Source organism: Bacteroides sp. AF29-11 (assembly GCF_003602895.1).
Classification (GTDB): domain Bacteria; phylum Bacteroidota; class Bacteroidia; order Bacteroidales; family Bacteroidaceae; genus Bacteroides; species Bacteroides uniformis.
Genome location: NZ_QTLY01000001.1, coordinates 524,163 through 542,915, shown reverse-complemented (window position 1 = coordinate 542,915; position 18,753 = coordinate 524,163). Strand labels below are relative to the sequence as shown.

The following is an 18,753-nucleotide window of genomic DNA, read 5'->3' as shown; positions in this document are numbered from 1 at the left end:
TAACTCGCGCAGCAATTTTATCATAATTTAATGAATTTCCCGCTCTTTGCGGTACTTTATATTGCGGGGATGATGTTCTATGATTTCACTGCGCAATCTGTGCCGGTCAATATGTGTGTAAATTTCTGTTGTAGCGATAGATTCGTGACCCAGCATACTTTGTATGGCGCGCAGGTTGGCGCCTCCTTCAAGCAGGTGGGTGGCAAAGGAATGGCGGAAGGTGTGCGGACTGATGTTTTTGGTGATGCCGGCCTTCTTCGCCAGTTCCTTGATGAGATGGAATACCATGATGCGCGAGATATTTTTGCCCCAGCGTGCCAGGAATACATAGTCCTCGAAGTCCTTCTTGATTTTCCAGCCTCCATTGCGGTCCACGAACCAGTTCCTTATCTCCTTGATGGCACGGGACGATATGGGTACAAGGCGCTGTTTGCTGCCCTTACCTTCTACCTTGATGAAGCCTTCGTCGAAATACAAGTCGGAGATTTTCAGGTTGCACAGTTCCGATACCCGTAGGCCGCAACTGTATAGAGTCTCGAGGATGGCCCGGTTGCGTTGCCCCTCGTTTGTGCCCAGGTCAATGGCGGAGATGATGCGGTCTATCTCTTCCACTGTCAGTACTTCTGGAAGCTTGAATCCGATTTTGGGTCCCTCCAACAGTTCGCTGGGGTCTCCCTCCAGGTAGTCGGCCATGACGAGGAAATGGAAGAATGACTTGATGCCCGACAAGATGCGTGCCTGCGAGCGGGGATGGATGCCGATGTCGTGCAGTCCGGAGGCAAAATGCTGCAAGTCATCCAGGGTAGTGTCAAGGATAGCGATACCCTCTCCTTCCAGAAAGTGCAGCAGCTTCTGTAAGTCTGTTTGGTAAGCATCCACTGTATTGGGTGAGAGTGCTTTTTCCAGTTTCAGATACTGGTGGTACTTTCTGATTATCAGCGTTTGTTTCTCCTTATTCGTGGATTTTTCTTCTGATTTCATTTCTTTTTTCTACCTTTGCTTCGCGAAAATAGGCTGCATTTCAGCAAATTGCAAATAAATTTGCATCTGCTTTCGGTTTGCACTATCTTTGCACCGCAAAGGTATAAAAAATTGTGTTATGAGGATACAGATTATTAACGGCCCCAATATAAATCTCTTGGGCAAACGTGAACCTTCCATTTACGGTAGCGTTACTTTTGAAGACTACCTTGCCGAACTCCGCAAGAAATATGCGGATGTACAGATTGACTATTTCCAGTCCAACATTGAGGGAGAGCTGATAGACAAGATTCAGCAGGTAGGTTTTGATGTGGACGGCATCATTTTGAATGCGGGTGCTTACACCCACACGTCCATCGCTCTGCAGGATGCTATCCGTTCGGTCACTTCTCCGGTGGTTGAGGTGCATATCTCTAATGTACATGCCCGCGAGGCTTTTCGTCATGTGTCCATGATTTCCTGCGCTTGTAAAGGTGTCATTCTCGGTTTCGGGCTGAACTCCTACCGTCTGGCCATGGAGGCATTAAAAGATTATTAAATAAAATAGGTATATAGATTATGTTATTGAAGCAAACGAAGATTGTCGCAACGATTTCTGACCAGCGCTGTGATGTTGATTTTATAAAGCAGTTGTTCGATGCAGGTATGAATGTTGTACGTATGAATACTGCACATCTTGGTCGTGAAGGTGCCGAGAAGTTGATAAACAATGTGCGTACGGTTTCCAACCGTATTGCCATCCTGATGGATACGAAAGGACCGGAAGTCCGTACTACTGTCCTTGCCGAGCCCATTCCTTTCAAGGTAGGCGACCGTGTGAAGGTGGTAGGCAATCCGGAACAGGAAACTACCCGTGAATGTATTTCTGTTTCGTACTCCCACTTTGTTAAAGACTTGGATGTGGACGGCCATATCCTAATTGACGACGGTGATTTGGAGTTGATTGTTGTGGAGAAGACTCCCGACTATCTGCTCTGCGAAGTACAGAATGAAGCTACCCTGGGCAGCCGCAAGAGCGTCAACGTTCCGGGTGTCCGCATCAATCTGCCCTCTTTGACGGAGAAGGACCGCACCAATATCCTTTATGCCATTGAGAAGAATATAGATTTCATTGCCCACTCTTTTGTGCGCAACAAGCAGGATATACTCGACATCAAGTCAATCCTCGACGCCCACAATAGCGACATCCGTATTGTTGCCAAGATTGAGAATCAGGAAGGTGTCGACAATATCGATGAAATTCTGGAAGTGGCGGATGGTGTGATGGTGGCTCGTGGCGACCTCGGTATCGAAGTCCCTCAGGAACGCATTCCCGGCATCCAACGTGTACTTATCCGCAAGTGTATTCTTGCCAAGAAGCCGGTGATTGTTGCCACGCAGATGCTCCATACCATGATTTCCAACCCACGCCCCACCCGTGCGGAAGTGACGGACATTGCCAATGCCATCTATTATCGTACGGATGCCTTGATGCTGAGCGGTGAAACTGCTTATGGAAAATATCCGGTGGAAGCCGTGAAGACCATGACCAAAGTTGCCGCGCAAGCGGAAAAAGACAAGTTGCCCGACAATGATATTCGTATTCCATTGGATGAGAACAGCAACGATGTAACGGCTTTCCTTGCCAAACAAGCAGTAAAAGCCACTACCAAACTGAAGATCCGTGCAATCATCACCGACAGTTACAGCGGCCGTACAGCCCGTAATCTTGCCGCTTTCCGTGGTAAATATCCGGTGCTGGCCATCTGCTACAAAGAAAAGACCATGCGTCACCTGGCACTTTCATACGGTGTAGAGGCTATCTATATGCCCGAACTTGCCAACGGACAGGAGTATTACTTCGCCGCCTTGCGCCGTCTGTTGAAGGAAGGCCGCTTGTGTCCTACGGACATGGTGGGTTATTTGAGTAGTGGTAAGGCAGGTACAAAGACTTCCTTCCTCGAAATCAATGTAGTGGAAGATGCCTTGAAGCATGCAGAAGACAGTGTGCTACCCAATAGTAACAGATACTTGTAATAATTAATAATGAACGAATGAAGGAATGAAAGGTTGCCGCAACTTTGTTGCACTTTTCATTCTTTCATTTTTCCACTCTTTCATTTGCCATGTCAATTGACGAATACATTTTGCAGCACATTGATGATGAGGGCGATTATCTGAAAGCGCTCTATCGCGACACGCATGTCAAGTTGCTATATCCCCGCATGGCTTCCGGACATTTGCAGGGGCGTATGCTCAAGATGTTTGTACGGATGATTCGTCCCCGGCAGGTGCTGGAGATAGGGACTTATAGCGGATATTCCGCACTTTGCATAGCAGAAGGACTGCCGGAGGGCGGGATGCTGCATACGTTTGAAATCAACGACGAGCAGGAGGACTTCACCCGTCCGTGGCTGGAGAATTCCGATTACGCGGATAAAATCAGGTTCTACATTGGCGATGCCTTGGAGCGGGTACCGCAACTGGACCTCACTTTCGACCTTGCCTTTATTGACGGAGATAAGCGTAAATACATAGAGTATTATGAAATGGTGCTCGCCCGCCTTTCCGGCGGTGGATATATCATTGCCGACAATACCTTGTGGGATGGCCATGTGCTGGAAGAACAACCCCATCGCACAGACCTGCAAACAATCAGTATCAAAGCCTTCAATGATTTGGTGGCGCGGGATGCGCGTGTGGAGAAAGTCATTCTTCCCCTGCGTGACGGATTGACGATTATCCGTAAGAAGTAACTGTTTTTTTATCTTTTTCTCAGCAGCCGCTTGCTGAGGTATCTCACCGGATACCATACGGACAAGAAGCCTACAGTGATGACCGTTAAGAATACCAGAATAATATCCGTGGCATGTACACTTACCGGATAAGCGTCCACTACAAAACTTCCATTGCCTCCCCCCAATGAAATCAACCCGAAACGTTGCTGCAGAAAGCACAGCAACAATCCTAAAACGATGCCGGAGAGGGCGCCGAATACAGAAATCATCCTGCCTTCGAACAAGAAGATGCGCGCTATGAGCCGGTCATCGGCACCCAGGTTGCGCAGTGTCTCCACGTCCTCCCGTTTGTCCAGTATCAGCATGGACAGCGAACCGATGACATTGAAGCATGCGATACCCAGAATGAAGGTGAGGAAGAGATAAGAGATAAGTTTCTCTATTTCCATGATGCGGAAAACATCGGCCTGCTGCTCGTAGCGGTTCTGTACAATGAACCGGTCGCCGAGAATGCCTGCTATTTTCTTTTGTACGGAGCCGATGTTGGAACCGGGTTTCAGTTTCATCTCGATGGCAGAGACTTCCGTGTCATAATTGAACAGACGGCGGGCAAAGTCGAGTGACGTCAGTATGTAGCGTGAATCGTATTTTTGCTGGTTGACGGCAAAGATGGCGCCGGGCGAGAAGAGATACTCCCGGTTGAAAGCCGCAGTGGGGTTGGCTATGTTTACCCGTACGTTCCGTTTGGGGGCATAGACCTGCAACGGGTCCACGAACTGAATGCCGGTGCCCAACTCGGATATAAGTTCCACACCCAGAAAACCATAGTCCACCACCGAGTCGCTCAGTAGGAACTTTCCCGTCCCATAGAGCAAGCTGTCGATGGATGTAAGCTGTTCGAAATTGTCCTCCACTCCCTTGATGACGGCTATTGCCTGGCGGTCCTTGTACTGCACCATGGCATTCTCTTCCAGTGTTTCCGTCCACACGTCAATCTCGGACAGGGCGTGTACTTGCCGGATGCACGCTTCGTGCGGGTCGAAAACCTTACCTTCGCGGACGGTGATTTTCAGTTCCGGGTCGAAGGCTGTGAAAAAGCCTGCCACCATGTCCTGAAAACCGTTGAACACGGACAAGGTGCATACCAACGCCAACGTAGCCAATGCCACTCCACACACCGAAATACCGGAGATGATATTAATGGCATTGTGTTTCTTCTTGGAGAAGAGGTAGCGGCGGGCTATAAAGAAGGGAAGGGACATTATTTCAGCAGTTCGTCAATTCGTTCCAGATAGTCCAGTGAGTCGTCTACGAAGAACTTCAGTTCGGGGATAATGCGTAGTTGGTGGCGTACGCGGGTACCCAGTTCAAAGCGTATGGATTTCATGTTTCCGTTGATGTTCTTGACTATTTCTTCGCTTTTCTCCGAGGGGAATATACTGAGATAAGCGCGTGCCACGCTCATGTCGGGGCTGATGCGTACGGCACTGACGGAAATCAGTATGCCGGGCATGGACTTGGTTTGCAACAAGAAGATATCACTCAGTTCCTTCTGCAGGAGACGGGCTATTTTATTTTGTCTGGTAGTTTCCATACTGTTCATTTTTTTATGCTGGGGTGCAGCCTGTTTTCACGTTAGCAAAGTTACTGAAATATATCGTTCTGCCGACTGTTTATAGCTTTTTTTTCATTCTTTTCCCTATTGTAGGGTTCATTCTTTTCCGTTCTGTCGATGAGATATGCCTTTTCGTAGATTCTATTTGTTGTTCTTGTTATGCTTCCCTAACTTTGATGTCAGTTCGGAGAACTGCTGATGATGAGTGAAGAAGGAAGAGAACCATTCCGTTATAGAAGAGACTCTCTCTAAATAGCGTTTTTTCATGTATTATTGACTTGAGCCGTTTTTACCCGGGAGGGTAGAAACGGTTTTTTTGCGCATCTGACCGGGCTTTCTTGTCTCTTGCATAGGCTTCCGTTGTGTGTTACATAGGCTTCTGTTGTGTTTTGCACGGTGGTTTGTCTTGAGAAGCCTTTGGGTTTATCATGTGCGCACGGCTGTGGTACGCCTTTTCCACAGTCGTGAAGAAGACGTGCCACAGCTATGAAGAATATGCTTCACAGCCGTGGTTTTTCATCAATGTATAGGGGTTGACAGAACAGACATAAGGGAATGACAGAACAAACATGAGGGGATAACGGAACGGACATAAGCACTCGACGCATTCCGTATCAGGGTATGAATAGCGGAATGCGTCGGGTGCTTGTGGGGGAATGATATGATATTTTTTTTATGCCTTTACATACTTCCTTTTGGCTATCAGCACTGCCACGATGATACCTATCACCAGCAGCGCCAGTGCTCCGTAGGCGATGCCTTCCGTCACGTGTAGGCTGGTGGGGTCAAAGCGCATTTCGATGGTGTGCTGTCCGGCAGGAACATGCATTGTGCGCAGGATATAGTCGGCGCGTGCCAGTTCGGCAGGCTGTCCGTCGATGGTTACGTGCCAGCCGTCCGGATAATAGATTTCGGAGAATACGGCAATACCGTCTTGGGCATTGTTCGTTTCGTACGTCAGGCGGTTAGGTGCGTAACTTGTCAGGCGGATGCTGGAGAGGCTGTCTTTATAACTTTCCGTGGCACCTTTCAGTACATCCTTGAAGCGGGCATCCACTACAGCTGTCTCCGTAGGTATGATGCTGTCCAGGGCGTCAATCTCTTCGTTGGCGTTGTTCACATACTGCACCTTGTTTACAAACCATGCATTGCCGTAGGCGTGCGGGTTGAGGATGGGAACGGTTTGTCTTTGCTGCCCTGCAGGGAAGATGAAGTATTTGGTGTTCAGCATGTTCAGTATGCGGAACTTATTGGCATCCACGCTGTCCATCTCACCTCCGGCGGTGGCAATGGCCTTGTAGGCCGCCTGCATTTCGGGAGAGATGTGATGCTCTATCATTTCCTGGTAGCGGCGCAGCTTGGCCGGGTGATAACCGCCGACGCTTTTGTGCCAGTAGGAGGTGTTGTTGTCATCGAAGGTGCTGGTGGCAAAGTTCAATACACGATAGTCCAAGCTGGTATCTTGTAGTATCAGCTCGTCTGTATTTGTCTTGGTGAAGGTTTCCGTACGGATGGAGTGGGGCACGAACTGGGCATCATTCAGATAGCGCTTGTTGACCCCCCACATATCTGCCAGGCAGAGTATGGTGATACCTGCAATGGTCAGCGAGCTGCGCAGCTTGCCGCTTGCATAGAGCCAGAGCAGGCTGCAGCCGATGCCTATGATGATGAAGCTACGCAGGGCGTCGCTGCTGACGAGTTCGGCACGCATCTCTCCCAAGTTGGCAAGGATGCCGGAGAGCTCGTTGGCGGGTATCATCTGCTGGTTGACGGCATTCTGCAGCATCTGTGCCTCTTGGGCGGGCACGTAGCCGGAGCCGATGCTGCCCGGGGCAACGGCAAGCAGCAGGGCGATGCCTGCAGTGAGCAGCAGGCTGATGCCGAGGGGCTTCTTTTCCTGTTTTAAGATTTCCGGCTCTTCGAGCAGGCGTTTCAGGGCAAAGATAGCCAGCAAAGGTATCGTGAACTCTGCTATGACAAGGATGGAGGACACGGCGCGGAACTTGTTGTACAACGGGACGTAATCGATGAAGAAATCCGTCAGCGGCATGAAGTTCTTGCCCCAGGACAAGACGATGGAGAAGAAGGTGGCTCCTATCAATGCCCACTTCAACGGTCCTTTCACGATGAAGCATCCCAGTACGAACAGAAACAAGACGAATGCTCCGACGTAGACGGGACCCGACGTCATGGGCTGGGTACCGAAATATTGTGTCAGTGAGCCGTACAGACTGCTGTACATCGGGTTTGCCTTGCTCATGGCGGTTTCACTCTGGCTGAGGGCGGCAGATGCTCCGCCTTTGAAGTTGGGCACCAGCAGAGTCAGTGTTTCGTCGATGCCGTAGCTCCACTGGGTGATGTAGTCGCGGTCCAGCCCGCTACTGGTCTGCTTGGCAGCGTCGCCGGTCTGCACCAGTTCGCTTTTGCCGCGCATGGTTTCTTTGCTGTAAGCATAGGTGTGATAGAGGTTGGATACGTTGGCGGCTATGCCGACGAGGGCTGCCACAATCAGTACGGCACTTGCCTTGAAGAACTGGGGCAATGTCTTGGTACGCCATGCTTTCTCGAAGTAGGCTCCCACAAAGAAAAGGATGACGAAGAAGAAGTAATAGGACATCTGCACGTGGTTCGAGGTGATTTGCAGGGCCACGAACAAGGCGGTGAGGATGCCTCCCCACAGCAGTTTCCCACGATAGGCGAGCACAATGCCTGCTATGGTGGGCGGCACGTAGGCAAGGGTGATGAACTTCCAGATGTGTCCGGCAGATATCAGGATGAAGAAATAGGACGAGAATGCCCACATGATACCGCCCAGTCCGGCCAGCCAGACCGGTATGCCGAAGACGCGCAGCAGGATGTAGAAGCCGAGCATCAGCATGAATGTGAGGCACACATAGTCGGGCAGGAAGAGTTGGTAGGCTTTCTGTACCCACTGCAGTGACTTGGTGGAGTCATACGAAGGGGCTATCTGATACATGGGCATACCGCCGAACAGCGAGTTTGTCCAACGGCTGCGTTCGCCCGTCTGTTCGTAATACTCCTTGACTTCTTGTCCTGCCCCTGCTCCTGCAGCCGTGTCGTGCTGAAAGAGAATACGGTTTTCTATATCCGCCGGGAAGAAGTAGGCGAAGGAAAGGAGGACGAATGCCAAGATGGCAATAAGGTCGGGAAGAAGCTTCTTCATGAGTTATAAGTTATGAGTTATCAATTAATCAATTGTGGGGCAAAGATAGTGCAAACCGAATACAGAACTTTCATGCTTGCGTGAAAAAGTTTTGTTGAGGTGCAGCCTATCTTCGCTTTTGTGGCAAAGATACATAAATGCAGATTGTTATTGTCACGTTATCGGCAGAATGTTGTACCTTTGCCTTTCCAAAAAAAGATTAAAGTGCTTTAATGGTAATATGCAAGCTTAAATTATTATAGATATGACAATAGGGATAATCAGTGCAATGGACAGCGAACACCGCCGGTTGGTGGAGCGCTTGCAGGATAAGAATACGTCGGGCGATGGTAGTTTCCGCTATGTGGAAGGTACATTGGGCGGTAACCATGTAATCTTGACGCAATGCGGCATCGGTAAGGTGAGTGCAGCGGTAGGAGCTTCGGAACTGATACGGCGCTTTTCTCCGGACTGCATCGTCAGCACCGGTGTGGCGGGCGGCATTGATGCTTGCCTGAAGGTGACGGATGTAGTGGCAAGCCAACGTCTGGTGTATCACGACGTCTGGTGCGGCGACGGTAACGAGTACGGACAAGTGCAAGGTTTTCCCGCCTCTTACGAGGGATGTTCCTCTCTGTTGAAACATGCCTTGTCGCTGAACGAAGCCGGAATGGAAAGCCGCATCCACAGCGGACTTGTCTGTACCGGCGACCAGTTCATCACCAACCGTACGGAGCTGGATACCATCAAGCAACGTTTCCCCGACGGTCTTGCCGTTGATATGGAGTCTGCCGCCATTGCGCAGACTTGCTATCTGTACAATGTTCCTTTTCTCAGCTTCCGCATCATCAGCGACACACCCGGAGTAGAGGACCATGCTTCGCAGTATGCCGATTTCTGGGGAACCATGGCAGAGCGTTCGTTCCTCACGATATGGACCTTCCTCTCCACCCTTCCCAGCAATTTATAACTCATAACTTATAACTCATAACTCATGAAGAAGATTCCTAGTTTTACAATCGACCACATCCGCTTGTTGCGCGGCATTTACATATCCCGCCAGGATGAAGTGAACGGAGAAACAGTCACTACTTTCGACATCCGTATGAAAGAGCCCAATCGCGAGCCTGCTTTGGGACAAGGTGCTCTGCATACTATCGAACATCTTGCCGCCACCTACCTGCGCAATGACCCGCAGTGGCAGGACAAAATTATCTATTGGGGTCCCATGGGCTGCCTCACCGGCAATTATCTGCTGATGAAAGGCGACTTGAAACCACAGGACATACTGGCACTGATGCAGGATACCTTCCGTTTTGTTGCCGAGTATGAAGGTGAAGTTCCCGGTGCCGCTCCGCAAGATTGCGGCAACTACCTGCTCCACGACCTGCCAATGGCTAAGTGGGAGTCTGCCAAATACCTGCATGAGGTATTGGAACAGATGAAAGAGGAGAATATGAAGTATCCGGAAAAAGAAGAAAAATAAGGGGGTTAGCGATTAGGGATTAAGGATGGGTTTATGCCTATATTAAAGTCTATGCGGCCCCAAATAATCCCTAATCGCTAACCCCTTATCTCTTATCCTTTATTATTACACAATCTCAATCCCCTGCTCCTTGCAAAGTTGCAATCCCAGATCTTTCAGCTTGAATTTCTGTATCTTGCCACTTCCCGTCATGGGGAATTCTTTGATGAAGAAGATATACTTGGGTATCTTGTAGCGGGATATTTTGCCGATGCAGAAGTCTCGTACATCCGATTCGTGCATATCCACTCCTTCGTGCAGGATGATGAAAGCGCCTACGGCTTCACCGTACTTCTTAGAGGGAATACCGGCTACCTGCACGTCTTTTACGCCTTCCAGTTGATAGAGGAACTCTTCTATCTCGCGGGGATAGATATTCTCACCACCGCGGATAATCATGTCCTTGATGCGTCCTGTGATGCGGTAATTGCCGTCCTCGTCCTTCACTCCAAGGTCTCCCGAGTGCAGGAAACCGTTCTCGTCAATGACTTCGGCCGTGGCTTCCGGGTTTTTGTAGTAACCCTTCATGGTGTTGTATCCGCGGTTGCACATTTCACCTTGTACGCCTACGGGACACTCTTCTCCGGTTTCGGGGTCGATAACCTTTACTTCCGTATGTTCAAAGTCGTGTCCTACGGTATTGCAACGTACATCGAACGGGTCGTCTATCCGGGTGGCGGTCATTCCGGGAGCAGCTTCGGTCAGCCCGTAAACGCTGGTTACCTTCATGTACATTTTCTCTTCCACCTGCTTCATCAGCTCTACCGGGCAGAGGGAACCTGCCATGATACCCGTACGGAGGCTGGACATGTCGAACATGTCGAACATCGGATGGTTCAGTTCGGCAATGAACATGGTGGGTACGCCGTAAAGTGCCGTGCAGCGCTCCTTGTGGATAGAGGCGAGCACTACCAGTGGGTTGAAGCGTTCCACCATTACTTCTGTACAGCCGTGTGTCAGGCAGTTCATGGTGGCAAGTACCACGCCAAAGCAGTGGAACAATGGTACGCAGACGCAGAGCTTGTCATCGGCGGTAAACTTCATGTGCTCACCGGTAAGGAAACCGTTGTTGGCAATGTTGTAGTGGGTAAGCATGACGCCTTTCGGGAATCCCGTAGTGCCGGAGGTGTATTGCATGTTCACTACATCGTGGCAAGTGACCTGACTTTTGAGTTCATTCAGGCGGCTGTCTTCTATATTGTCGCCCAAGAGAAGTATTTCGGCCGTGTTGTACATGCCCCGGTGCTTCTCCTGCCCCACGTAGATGACGTTTTTCATATAAGGGAAACGTTCGCTTTTCAAGTGTCCGCGTTGGCAAGTCTTCAGTTCCGGAAGCATGGTATAGGTCATCTGCACAAAGTCACTGTCCTTTTCGCCATTGACGATGCAGAGGGTATGCATGTCGGAGTTCTGGCAGAGATATTCCAGCTCGGACTGTTTGTAGTTGGTGTTTACCGTTACGTAGACGGCACCTATCTTGGCGCAAGCGTATAATAGAGTCAGCCAGTCGGGTACATTGGCTGCCCAGATACCTACGTGTGTTCCCCGTTCCACGCCGATGGCGATAAGTCCTTTGGCCATGTCGTCCACCCGGCGGTTGAACTGGCTCCAGGTGAAGCGCAGGTTGCGGTCAGAGTAAACGATATATTCTTTGTCTGGTGTTGTTTCGGCCCAATGTTCCAACCATTGGCCGAGGGTACGTTCGTATAACATGATGTGGAAGTTGAAAGTGGAAAGTTGAAAGGTGAAAATAGAAAGTATTTATCATTTTCCATTTTCACCTTTTAATTTTCCATTAATTTAAATTGGTGTATAAACTACTGCAAGTATCTTGGCTGCCTGCCCTTCATAGGCGTGTACGTGGTGCGGAACGATGGAATCGTAATAGATGCTGTCACCTTCTTCGAGCAGGTAGGTATTTTTGCCGTAACTGATTTCCATGGTCCCTTCCATCACCATGATGAATTCTTCGCCTTCGTGTGAGGAGAGTACAAAGTCACTGTCGTCCGTAGCGGCCACATCAATGATAAACGGCTCCATATGGCGGTCGGCTTTGGATTTGGAGAGTGAATGATACTCCATATGCTTGCGGCTGTGGATGGCATTGTTGGAGAAACTGATGCTGTTCTGCGATTCGTCCTTACGGCAGACTACGGGACCGTTCTCATCTTGGTCGTCAAGAAAAGTCCCCAAACGTACACCCAGTACACGCGCTATTTTGATGAGGGGAGCCAGTGACGGAAGGTCAATATTGTTTTCTATACGTTCAATCTGTTCGATAGCAAGTCCCGAACGCTGTGCCAGTTCTTCCATACTGATGGATTGGCTTTCACGGAGTGATTTTATTTTTTCTCCTACAATTTTGCTGGTATCCATAATGATAGTATTTTCTGTCTAAAGGTTATAATTTATAGCTGTTAAACCGCAAAAATAAGAGAAACTTTTACTTGATGCAACATTCTGAGGGAAAATATTGCTGAAATATCTCCGGTGGTCGGCTTATTTGTATAATATTCTTCTGTTCTGTTTCTCTTTCTTCCCCAAAGTTCTGTTTATAGCCGCTTCAAGTCTTGTTCCGATACGTGCTTTCCTTTGTACGCTTTGCCTGCTGCATTGAAACGATAGCTTAGGTTCAGGGAGAAGCTGCGCGAGTCCGGGTTTGCCTTTTTCGTATAGGTCAGCCGGGGACCGAACAGCATGAAGGAGCCATACCGGGAATTCCACAGGTCATTGGCTTGCAGTCCGAGCGTCAGCCTTTTGTTGAAGAATGTTTTGCGGATGCCGGCGTTTATGCCCCAATAGGAACGTTGCAGCATGGCGCCGAAGTTGCCTTCGCTCTGGTAGTCGGCATCAAGGGAGAGAATCCACTCGTCCGGAAGCTGGAGACTGTTTTGCAGAAAGAGGTAAATGCTGCCGCGGTTCATATTCTTGCTACTGCCTTGATTGGTGACTTTGAAGAACGGTTGGGCGAAGTAGATGCCGAGCTCCGGTTTCCAGATGCCGACGGTGGGTGACAGATGGGCAGAGGCGGTGAGATACTGCATCCGTTTGAAATTTCCGGTAGTGAAGATGACAACATCCGGATTGTCCTCGTATTCTTTGGTCATGAAGGCAATGGCATTGCGGCGGTATTGGTAGTTAAGTCCGAATTGTACCCACTTGTAAAGGGCCGTGAACTGCAGGTCGTGGTTGGTTTCGGGGGTGAGCAGTGGGTTTCCGCCTTCGTAGATGAAACGGTTGTTATAACTCAGTGTGCTACGTAGCTGGAAGAAGCTGGGGCGGTTGCTTTTGGCTGTATAGCTGAGATTGGCTTGGGCTTTGCCGAGAGGAAAGTCTACCGATAGGTTGGGGCACCAGTCATTGTAAGTACGACTTTGACCGGACACGTACTTTTCCTGCTCCCAATAGTCGGAGACGGCATGCTCGAAGCGCAGTCCTGCAAGAAGGCTGATTTTTCCTAATGTCAGTGAGTATTCGGCAAAGACGGCGGACTTGCTTTCGTCGATTCGACTGTCTGTATCGGGAAGTATGTGCTGCCGGTTCAGGAAATTGTCATTTCGCCGGATGAAGGTGTAATCGGCACCGGTCTTCAGTTCACCTTTCCAAAGGGGATGGGTCAGAATCAACTTGGCGGCATAAAGGCGGTTGTCGGCGTGGTTGAAAGAGCTGATGTCGCGATTGCCTTCGGTCTGGCTTTCTTCTTTAGCCTCCTGGTGATTATAACTTTTTCCGTATACCAGGTCGGTGTTGAAGTTTATGTGGAGTTGCTTTATGCTGCCCTGATAGTAGGCATTCAGCTGGTGCCGGTTGGTTTGCTGCAAGTTTTGGGAGGAATGTATGGTGTGATCGGCCAATTCTTCATTTGCCCGGACGGTATATGCCGAATGGTCACTGCTGTGATAATCGGGGGTACGATGAAACTCATAGGAGGCACCGAGGCTGTGTTGGGGGGTGAAGTCGTAACTGGCGCTTGCTTTTCCTCCGGCAAGTAGTCCCTTATTATATAAGTGAACCCGGTTATTTACATCCCATTGTATTTCGGACGGTATCTGGTAGCGAACCTCCTGGTGGCGTTTTCTGTTTTCATAATTGGTGTACAGCATGCCCAGCAGGGACAGTCCTTTCTTCTGATAATTCAGATTGACTTGTCCGTAATGGCTGCTGCGTCTCCGTTGGGTGATTCCTGCACGGAAATTACCGCCAAAACTGTCTCTTTTGTTACGTACGGTGCGTATGCGTACAACGGCTTTAACGGTAGCATCGTACTCTGCACCCGGGTTGGTGATGAGCTCCACTTTTTCAATATCGGCGGCAGAGAGGCGTTGCAGCTCGGAGTTGTCTTGCAGAAGGCGGTTATCTATATAGATGACCGGTGTCCCTTTGCCAAAAACGGTATACCCCTCATCAGAGGAGCGCAGTCCGGGGATATGTTTCAATACGTCGTTGGCATCATTCAAGGATGCGAGCAGGGTTTGCCGTACGCTTGTCTCCAACTTTCCGCCCTTTAGTCGGAAAACGGGGCGGGCGGCGGTGATGACGGTTTCCGCAAGTAGCACGGCATCGGTTTGCAATATCCAGTTGTGGGTACTCCCGGTGGGGCAAGGCTGGCAAAGGGGTTTGTAACCGATGGAAGAAACTTGTAGTAGATAGTTTCCGGGAGCGGGAGGGAGAAGTTCAAAACTACCGTCGCTTCGGCTACACGTTCCTTGTATGAAGGTGGAATCTTCGGAAAGGAGGGCGATGTTGGCAAACTCTATCGGTTGCTTTTCCTCTGTGAGAATTTTACCTCGGATGGAGGGTGTTGCCGGGCTGGTTTGTGCTTTTGTTGTCGTGACGCTCATTAGGAGCAGGGCAAGAATACATATTATCTGTTTCATGTTCCGGTTGTTGTTTGATTTCGGGACACGAAGGTATCCGCTTTCTGCCGGGATGGAAGAAATAAAAAGCGGATAGTTGTCTGACATTTGCCTGACAATAGACTGACAATGCCTTTTCTTACTCTTCTGGGCGGGGAATGGCTATTTTTCTGTATCCATATCTCCGGTAAATGAGATGGACTGCTTGTTCATGGACTGTATATGGATACTGGTAGAACCGTCGGGAAAGACGGTGAGGCTGTATTTATAATTGTCGTCTTCACTGCGAGTCTTGAAGTCTATTTGGGTTTTGCCTTTTTTGAGAGGCTTGGTTGTGTATCCGGTGATGGGGGCGTTGAAGTTTAGACTTTTGCCTCCTCCATAGGGAGCGTTATAGGCCACTCCAAAGTAAGGTAGATAGGAAAAGACAGAGTCATTTCTGACTTCCAATGTATAGTTGGTGGTCAGGCTACGGCTGCTGCCTCTCATCGGTTGCATCCGGTCTACGTTGATTTTGTATTGTCTGGCAGCTATGGCCTCCTTTACTATACGTTCGATACGTGTTTTCTTTTCGCTTCGGCTTTGAGCAGTTGCCGGCATTGCGGCAGTTAGGCAGATTAGCCCTAATAGAATAAGTCTGTTAGTCTTCATGATTCTTATAATGTTTAGGTTCTTATTTCCAGTCCGTAGGCGCGGCCACGGTCTGTTGTTATTCTGAGGTTGCTGTTGTCCTCGACAATGGGCTTCAGACGCCGTATCAATGTGTAAAGCGTTTCGTCTGCATTGTCTTTTCCCGGCCATAGCGATTGGCAGATGTCAGACTTGAAAAGTAGGTGTGAGGAAGAAAGATAGAACATCTCCATCAGTGTATATTGCATGGGTGTGAGCTTCAGTTTCTCTTGCCGCTCATTATAGAAGCAGGCTTCCTGGAGGGAAAGCGAAAGGTTGCCGAAAGTGATGGTGTTTTCCTGCTGTTGCCCGTTACAAGTATCAGCATCAGTCCTTGTGCGCCGACGGAAATAGAAAAAGGTGAATCCTCCCCAGAGGAGGGCGGCCAATAGCAATGTTGCCGGAATTGTCTGCTTGGATAAACTGAACAGCATGGCAGCTGAGCAGCGGGCATATCCTCGGAAAGAAAGCGTCAGTCCAGATGCATCGGCTGTGGTGGAGAGCCATACTAATGTGTCGCTGGCAAGACATCCGGCAGGAATTTCATTGAATACGGTGGCGGGAGCATTCTTTTTCAGTATATGCAGCGAAAGTGTGGAGACATCTTTCAATCCGGTGACGGACAATGCTTCGGTAAAGGCTCTGTGGGAACCGCTTACGGAAACGGGAGTACCCATCACTTCTTGCAACTTGGCATAGGTTTGGATGGTATCTGCATTCAACCATAATCCCTTGTGCTGCAATACTGTGCGTTGCAGCGCTTGATTCAGGTCAGAGACCACACGTTGTTCTGCCTGCGAATAGCTGCGATAACCGAAGCCGAATGATAGCAGTACCAATAGAAAAGTGATTGCTATCGAAAGATTTGCTGCTGATACTTTCCTTTTCATGGATACAAAATTACGTATAAATCGGATTATAAACAAAAAAGGAAGTTTCCTTTTGGAAAACTTCCTTTTTTAATGGTTTTGCCGCAAGTAGATTACTTACGCAAGCCGAGTTCTTTGACAATAGCACGATATCTGGTGATGTCGCGGTCCTTCAGATAAGTCAGCAACGCACGGCGTTTACCTACCAACATAGTCAAAGCTCTTTCTGTACTATAATCCTTTCTGTTGAGCTTAAGGTGCTCAGTCAGACGAGCAATACGGTAGGAAAACAAAGCTATCTGAGCCTCAGCTGAGCCAGTATCAGTGTTAGACTTTCCGTATTTGCCGAAGATTTCTTGCTTTTTAGCAGCGTCTAAATACATAATGTTTAATTAAAAGTTATTATAAATATTCCCTTTCGGGGCTGCAAAGATAGGGATAAACTTTTATATCACAATGATATTCAGCAAAAAAATCATATCTATACTGCATATCTAATCCAAAATCACTAACTTTGTCGCCTGAAAATAATAGGTATTATATGCAAAAGATTAGAAACATTGCAATTATTGCCCATGTGGACCATGGGAAAACGACGCTCGTTGACAAGATGCTTTTGGCCGGAAATCTTTTCCGCAGCAACCAGAGCACAGGTGAATTAATGTTGGATAACAATGACCTGGAGCGTGAACGAGGTATAACGATTCTCTCAAAGAACGTTTCTATCAACTACAAGGACACCAAGATTAACATTATTGATACTCCGGGACACAGTGACTTCGGAGGTGAAGTGGAACGTGTATTGAATATGGCGGATGGATGCATTCTGCTTGTGGATGCTTTCGAAGGTCCTATGCCGCAGACACGGTTTGTATTGCAGAAAGCTCTGCAGATTGGTCTGAAACCTATCGTTGTTGTAAATAAGGTGGATAAGCCAAACTGCCGTCCCGAAGAAGTGTACGAGATGGTGTTCGACTTGATGTTCAGCTTGAATGCAACCGAGGACCAGCTGGATTTCCCCGTTATCTACGGTTCTGCCAAGAATAATTGGATGAGTACCGACTGGCAGCAGCCGACTGATAACATTTATCCGCTTCTGGACTGTATCTTGGAGAATATTCCTGCCCCCGAACAGTTGGAGGGTACACCGCAAATGCTGGTTACTTCGCTGGATTATTCTTCGTATACCGGGCGTATTGCTGTGGGCCGCGTACACCGTGGCATATTGAAAGAAGGCATGAATGTGTCTTTGGCAAAGCGTGACGGGAGTATCGTGAAATCAAAAATCAAGGAATTGCATACATTCGAAGGTATGGGCCGTGTAAAGGTGCAGGAAGTGTCTTCCGGTGACATCTGTGCGTTGGTAGGTATCGAAGGATTCGAAATCGGAGATACGGTCTGCGATTACGAAAATCCGGAAGCGTTGCCGCCTATTGCCATTGATGAACCTACGATGAGTATGCTCTTCACCATTAATGACTCTCCGTTCTTCGGTAAGGAAGGTAAGTTTGTTACTTCCCGCCACATCCACGACCGTTTGATGAAGGAGTTGGATAAGAATCTTGCACTTCGCGTGCGCAAGAGCGAGGAAGACGGCAAGTGGATTGTTTCCGGCCGTGGCGTGCTTCATCTTTCCGTACTGATTGAGACCATGCGTCGTGAAGGGTATGAGTTGCAGGTAGGGCAACCGCAGGTAATCTTCAAGGAGATTGACGGCGTGAAATGCGAACCTATTGAAGAGCTTACCATCAATGTTCCCGAAGAATATGCCAGCAAGATGATTGATATGGTGACCCGTCGTAAAGGTGAAATGGTGAAGATGGAAAGTGCCGGCGAACGTGTAAATCTTGAGTTCGACATGCCGTCGCGCGGTATCATCGGTCTGCGTACCAATGTGTTGACCGCTTCTGCCGGCGAGGCTATCATGGCACACCGTTTTAAGGAATATCAACCGTATAAGGGTGAGATTGAACGGCGTACCAACGGTTCTATGATTGCCATGGAGTCCGGTACGGCTTTTGCCTATTCCATTGACAAGTTGCAGGACCGCGGCAAATTCTTCATTTTCCCGCAGGAAGAGGTTTATGCAGGCCAGGTAGTGGGCGAGCATTCCCATGACAACGACTTGGTGATTAATGTAACGAAGTCCAAGAAGCTTACCAATATGCGTGCCAGTGGTTCGGATGACAAGGCACGTCTGATTCCTCCCGTACAGTTCTCTCTTGAGGAGGCACTGGAGTACATCAAGGAAGACGAATACGTGGAAGTTACTCCTAAATCAATGCGTATGCGTAAGGTTATCCTCGATGAGCTTGAGCGTAAACGCGCAAACAAGAACTGATAAACAGAAGAGTTTTA

16 protein-coding genes are annotated in these 18,753 nt (G+C 48.9%); 6 read left to right on the top strand and 10 right to left on the bottom strand.

Annotation, left to right across the window (positions count from 1 at the left end):
• Positions 1 to 27: 27 nt before the first annotated feature.
• The gene (gene xerD, locus DWZ03_RS01975; protein WP_005830767.1) at positions 28 to 981 is read right to left on the bottom strand and encodes a site-specific tyrosine recombinase XerD; all 954 of its coding nucleotides are present in this window, start codon (positions 979 to 981) and stop codon (positions 28 to 30) included.
• Between the two features lie 118 nt (positions 982 to 1,099).
• On the opposite strand from xerD, the gene aroQ reads away from it, so the two are divergent.
• The 3 genes from aroQ (at position 1,100) to DWZ03_RS01960 (ending at position 3,716) form a co-directional block, all read left to right on the top strand.
• Positions 1,100 to 1,519, top strand: coding sequence for a type II 3-dehydroquinate dehydratase (aroQ, locus tag DWZ03_RS01970; RefSeq protein ID WP_005830766.1), 420 nt, complete (start codon positions 1,100 to 1,102; stop codon positions 1,517 to 1,519).
• A 20-nt stretch (positions 1,520 to 1,539) separates the two neighbouring features.
• Positions 1,540 to 2,997: a pyruvate kinase gene (gene pyk / locus DWZ03_RS01965; protein ID WP_057088714.1), complete on the top strand. Its 1,458-nt coding sequence runs from the start codon at positions 1,540 to 1,542 to the stop codon at positions 2,995 to 2,997.
• Between the two features lie 89 nt (positions 2,998 to 3,086).
• Positions 3,087 to 3,716, top strand: a complete 630-nt coding sequence (locus DWZ03_RS01960) for an O-methyltransferase (RefSeq protein WP_057088879.1) — start codon at positions 3,087 to 3,089, stop codon at positions 3,714 to 3,716.
• An 8-nt stretch (positions 3,717 to 3,724) separates the two neighbouring features.
• Here the strand turns inward: DWZ03_RS01960 and DWZ03_RS01955 are convergent, their stop codons facing one another.
• From DWZ03_RS01955 to DWZ03_RS01945, 3 genes are all read right to left on the bottom strand, one after another.
• Complete coding sequence (locus DWZ03_RS01955) at positions 3,725 to 4,960, bottom strand: FtsX-like permease family protein (protein ID WP_120128607.1); 1,236 nt, start codon at positions 4,958 to 4,960, stop codon at positions 3,725 to 3,727.
• On the bottom strand, positions 4,960 to 5,292 hold the full coding sequence (gene rbfA, locus DWZ03_RS01950) for a 30S ribosome-binding factor RbfA (RefSeq protein ID WP_005834378.1): 333 nt from the start codon (positions 5,290 to 5,292) through the stop codon (positions 4,960 to 4,962). The genes DWZ03_RS01955 and rbfA overlap by 1 nt, the downstream gene beginning before the upstream one ends.
• Before the next feature lie 694 nt (positions 5,293 to 5,986).
• The gene (locus DWZ03_RS01945; RefSeq protein ID WP_120128604.1) at positions 5,987 to 8,497 is read right to left on the bottom strand and encodes a YfhO family protein; all 2,511 of its coding nucleotides are present in this window, start codon (positions 8,495 to 8,497) and stop codon (positions 5,987 to 5,989) included.
• A 244-nt stretch (positions 8,498 to 8,741) separates the two neighbouring features.
• On the opposite strand from DWZ03_RS01945, the gene DWZ03_RS01940 reads away from it, so the two are divergent.
• Both DWZ03_RS01940 and DWZ03_RS01935 read left to right on the top strand, forming a co-directional pair.
• Entirely contained in the window at positions 8,742 to 9,446 is a 705-nt protein-coding gene (locus tag DWZ03_RS01940) for a 5'-methylthioadenosine/adenosylhomocysteine nucleosidase (protein WP_005830756.1), read from the top strand.
• 24 nt (positions 9,447 to 9,470) lie between these two features.
• Positions 9,471 to 9,962 carry an S-ribosylhomocysteine lyase gene (locus DWZ03_RS01935; protein ID WP_009037621.1) on the top strand — a complete coding sequence of 164 codons (492 nt, stop codon included), beginning with the start codon at positions 9,471 to 9,473 and terminating at the stop codon, positions 9,960 to 9,962.
• Positions 9,963 to 10,067: 105 nt separating this feature from the next.
• Here DWZ03_RS01935 and DWZ03_RS01930 read toward each other — a convergent pair whose 3' ends face one another.
• The 6 genes from DWZ03_RS01930 to rpsO form a co-directional block, all read right to left on the bottom strand.
• Positions 10,068 to 11,714 carry an AMP-binding protein gene (locus tag DWZ03_RS01930; protein ID WP_009037622.1) on the bottom strand — a complete coding sequence of 549 codons (1,647 nt, stop codon included), beginning with the start codon at positions 11,712 to 11,714 and terminating at the stop codon, positions 10,068 to 10,070.
• Between the two features lie 87 nt (positions 11,715 to 11,801).
• Entirely contained in the window at positions 11,802 to 12,377 is a 576-nt protein-coding gene (locus DWZ03_RS01925; protein ID WP_005830747.1) for a helix-turn-helix domain-containing protein, read from the bottom strand.
• Positions 12,378 to 12,553: 176 nt separating this feature from the next.
• On the bottom strand, positions 12,554 to 14,878 hold the full coding sequence (locus tag DWZ03_RS01920) for an outer membrane beta-barrel family protein (protein WP_117703830.1): 2,325 nt from the start codon (positions 14,876 to 14,878) through the stop codon (positions 12,554 to 12,556).
• A 141-nt stretch (positions 14,879 to 15,019) separates the two neighbouring features.
• Positions 15,020 to 15,508 (bottom strand): DUF4251 domain-containing protein, encoded by a 489-nt coding sequence (locus tag DWZ03_RS01915; RefSeq protein WP_087332378.1) that lies wholly within the window; start codon positions 15,506 to 15,508, stop codon positions 15,020 to 15,022.
• Between the two features lie 14 nt (positions 15,509 to 15,522).
• Positions 15,523 to 16,416: a helix-turn-helix domain-containing protein gene (locus DWZ03_RS01910; RefSeq protein WP_120128710.1), complete on the bottom strand. Its 894-nt coding sequence runs from the start codon at positions 16,414 to 16,416 to the stop codon at positions 15,523 to 15,525.
• Between the two features lie 92 nt (positions 16,417 to 16,508).
• Positions 16,509 to 16,778 (bottom strand): 30S ribosomal protein S15, encoded by a 270-nt coding sequence (rpsO, locus tag DWZ03_RS01905; protein ID WP_005830737.1) that lies wholly within the window; start codon positions 16,776 to 16,778, stop codon positions 16,509 to 16,511.
• A 158-nt stretch (positions 16,779 to 16,936) separates the two neighbouring features.
• On the opposite strand from rpsO, the gene typA reads away from it, so the two are divergent.
• Positions 16,937 to 18,736, top strand: coding sequence for a translational GTPase TypA (gene typA, locus DWZ03_RS01900; protein ID WP_120128601.1), 1,800 nt, complete (start codon positions 16,937 to 16,939; stop codon positions 18,734 to 18,736).
• Positions 18,737 to 18,753 lie beyond the last annotated feature (17 nt).

Bases quoted from the DNA above. Each gene is read 5' to 3' on its own strand.
- DWZ03_RS01940 (WP_005830756.1), top strand. From the start codon at position 8,742: ATGACAATAGGGATAATCAGTGCAATGGACAGCGAACACCGCCGGTTG.
- pyk (WP_057088714.1), top strand. From the start codon at position 1,540: ATGTTATTGAAGCAAACGAAGATTGTCGCAACGATTTCTGACCAGCGC.
- rpsO (WP_005830737.1), bottom strand. From the start codon at position 16,778: ATGTATTTAGACGCTGCTAAAAAGCAAGAAATCTTCGGCAAATACGGA.
- DWZ03_RS01960 (WP_057088879.1), top strand. From the start codon at position 3,087: ATGTCAATTGACGAATACATTTTGCAGCACATTGATGATGAGGGCGAT.
- DWZ03_RS01930 (WP_009037622.1), bottom strand. From the start codon at position 11,714: ATGTTATACGAACGTACCCTCGGCCAATGGTTGGAACATTGGGCCGAA.
- rbfA (WP_005834378.1), bottom strand. From the start codon at position 5,292: ATGGAAACTACCAGACAAAATAAAATAGCCCGTCTCCTGCAGAAGGAA.
- typA (WP_120128601.1), top strand. From the start codon at position 16,937: ATGCAAAAGATTAGAAACATTGCAATTATTGCCCATGTGGACCATGGG.
- DWZ03_RS01920 (WP_117703830.1), bottom strand. From the start codon at position 14,878: ATGAAACAGATAATATGTATTCTTGCCCTGCTCCTAATGAGCGTCACG.
- DWZ03_RS01945 (WP_120128604.1), bottom strand. From the start codon at position 8,497: ATGAAGAAGCTTCTTCCCGACCTTATTGCCATCTTGGCATTCGTCCTC.
- DWZ03_RS01935 (WP_009037621.1), top strand. From the start codon at position 9,471: ATGAAGAAGATTCCTAGTTTTACAATCGACCACATCCGCTTGTTGCGC.
- xerD (WP_005830767.1), bottom strand. From the start codon at position 981: ATGAAATCAGAAGAAAAATCCACGAATAAGGAGAAACAAACGCTGATA.
- DWZ03_RS01910 (WP_120128710.1), bottom strand. From the start codon at position 16,416: ATGAAAAGGAAAGTATCAGCAGCAAATCTTTCGATAGCAATCACTTTT.
- DWZ03_RS01915 (WP_087332378.1), bottom strand. From the start codon at position 15,508: ATGAAGACTAACAGACTTATTCTATTAGGGCTAATCTGCCTAACTGCC.
- DWZ03_RS01955 (WP_120128607.1), bottom strand. From the start codon at position 4,960: ATGTCCCTTCCCTTCTTTATAGCCCGCCGCTACCTCTTCTCCAAGAAG.
- DWZ03_RS01925 (WP_005830747.1), bottom strand. From the start codon at position 12,377: ATGGATACCAGCAAAATTGTAGGAGAAAAAATAAAATCACTCCGTGAA.
- aroQ (WP_005830766.1), top strand. From the start codon at position 1,100: ATGAGGATACAGATTATTAACGGCCCCAATATAAATCTCTTGGGCAAA.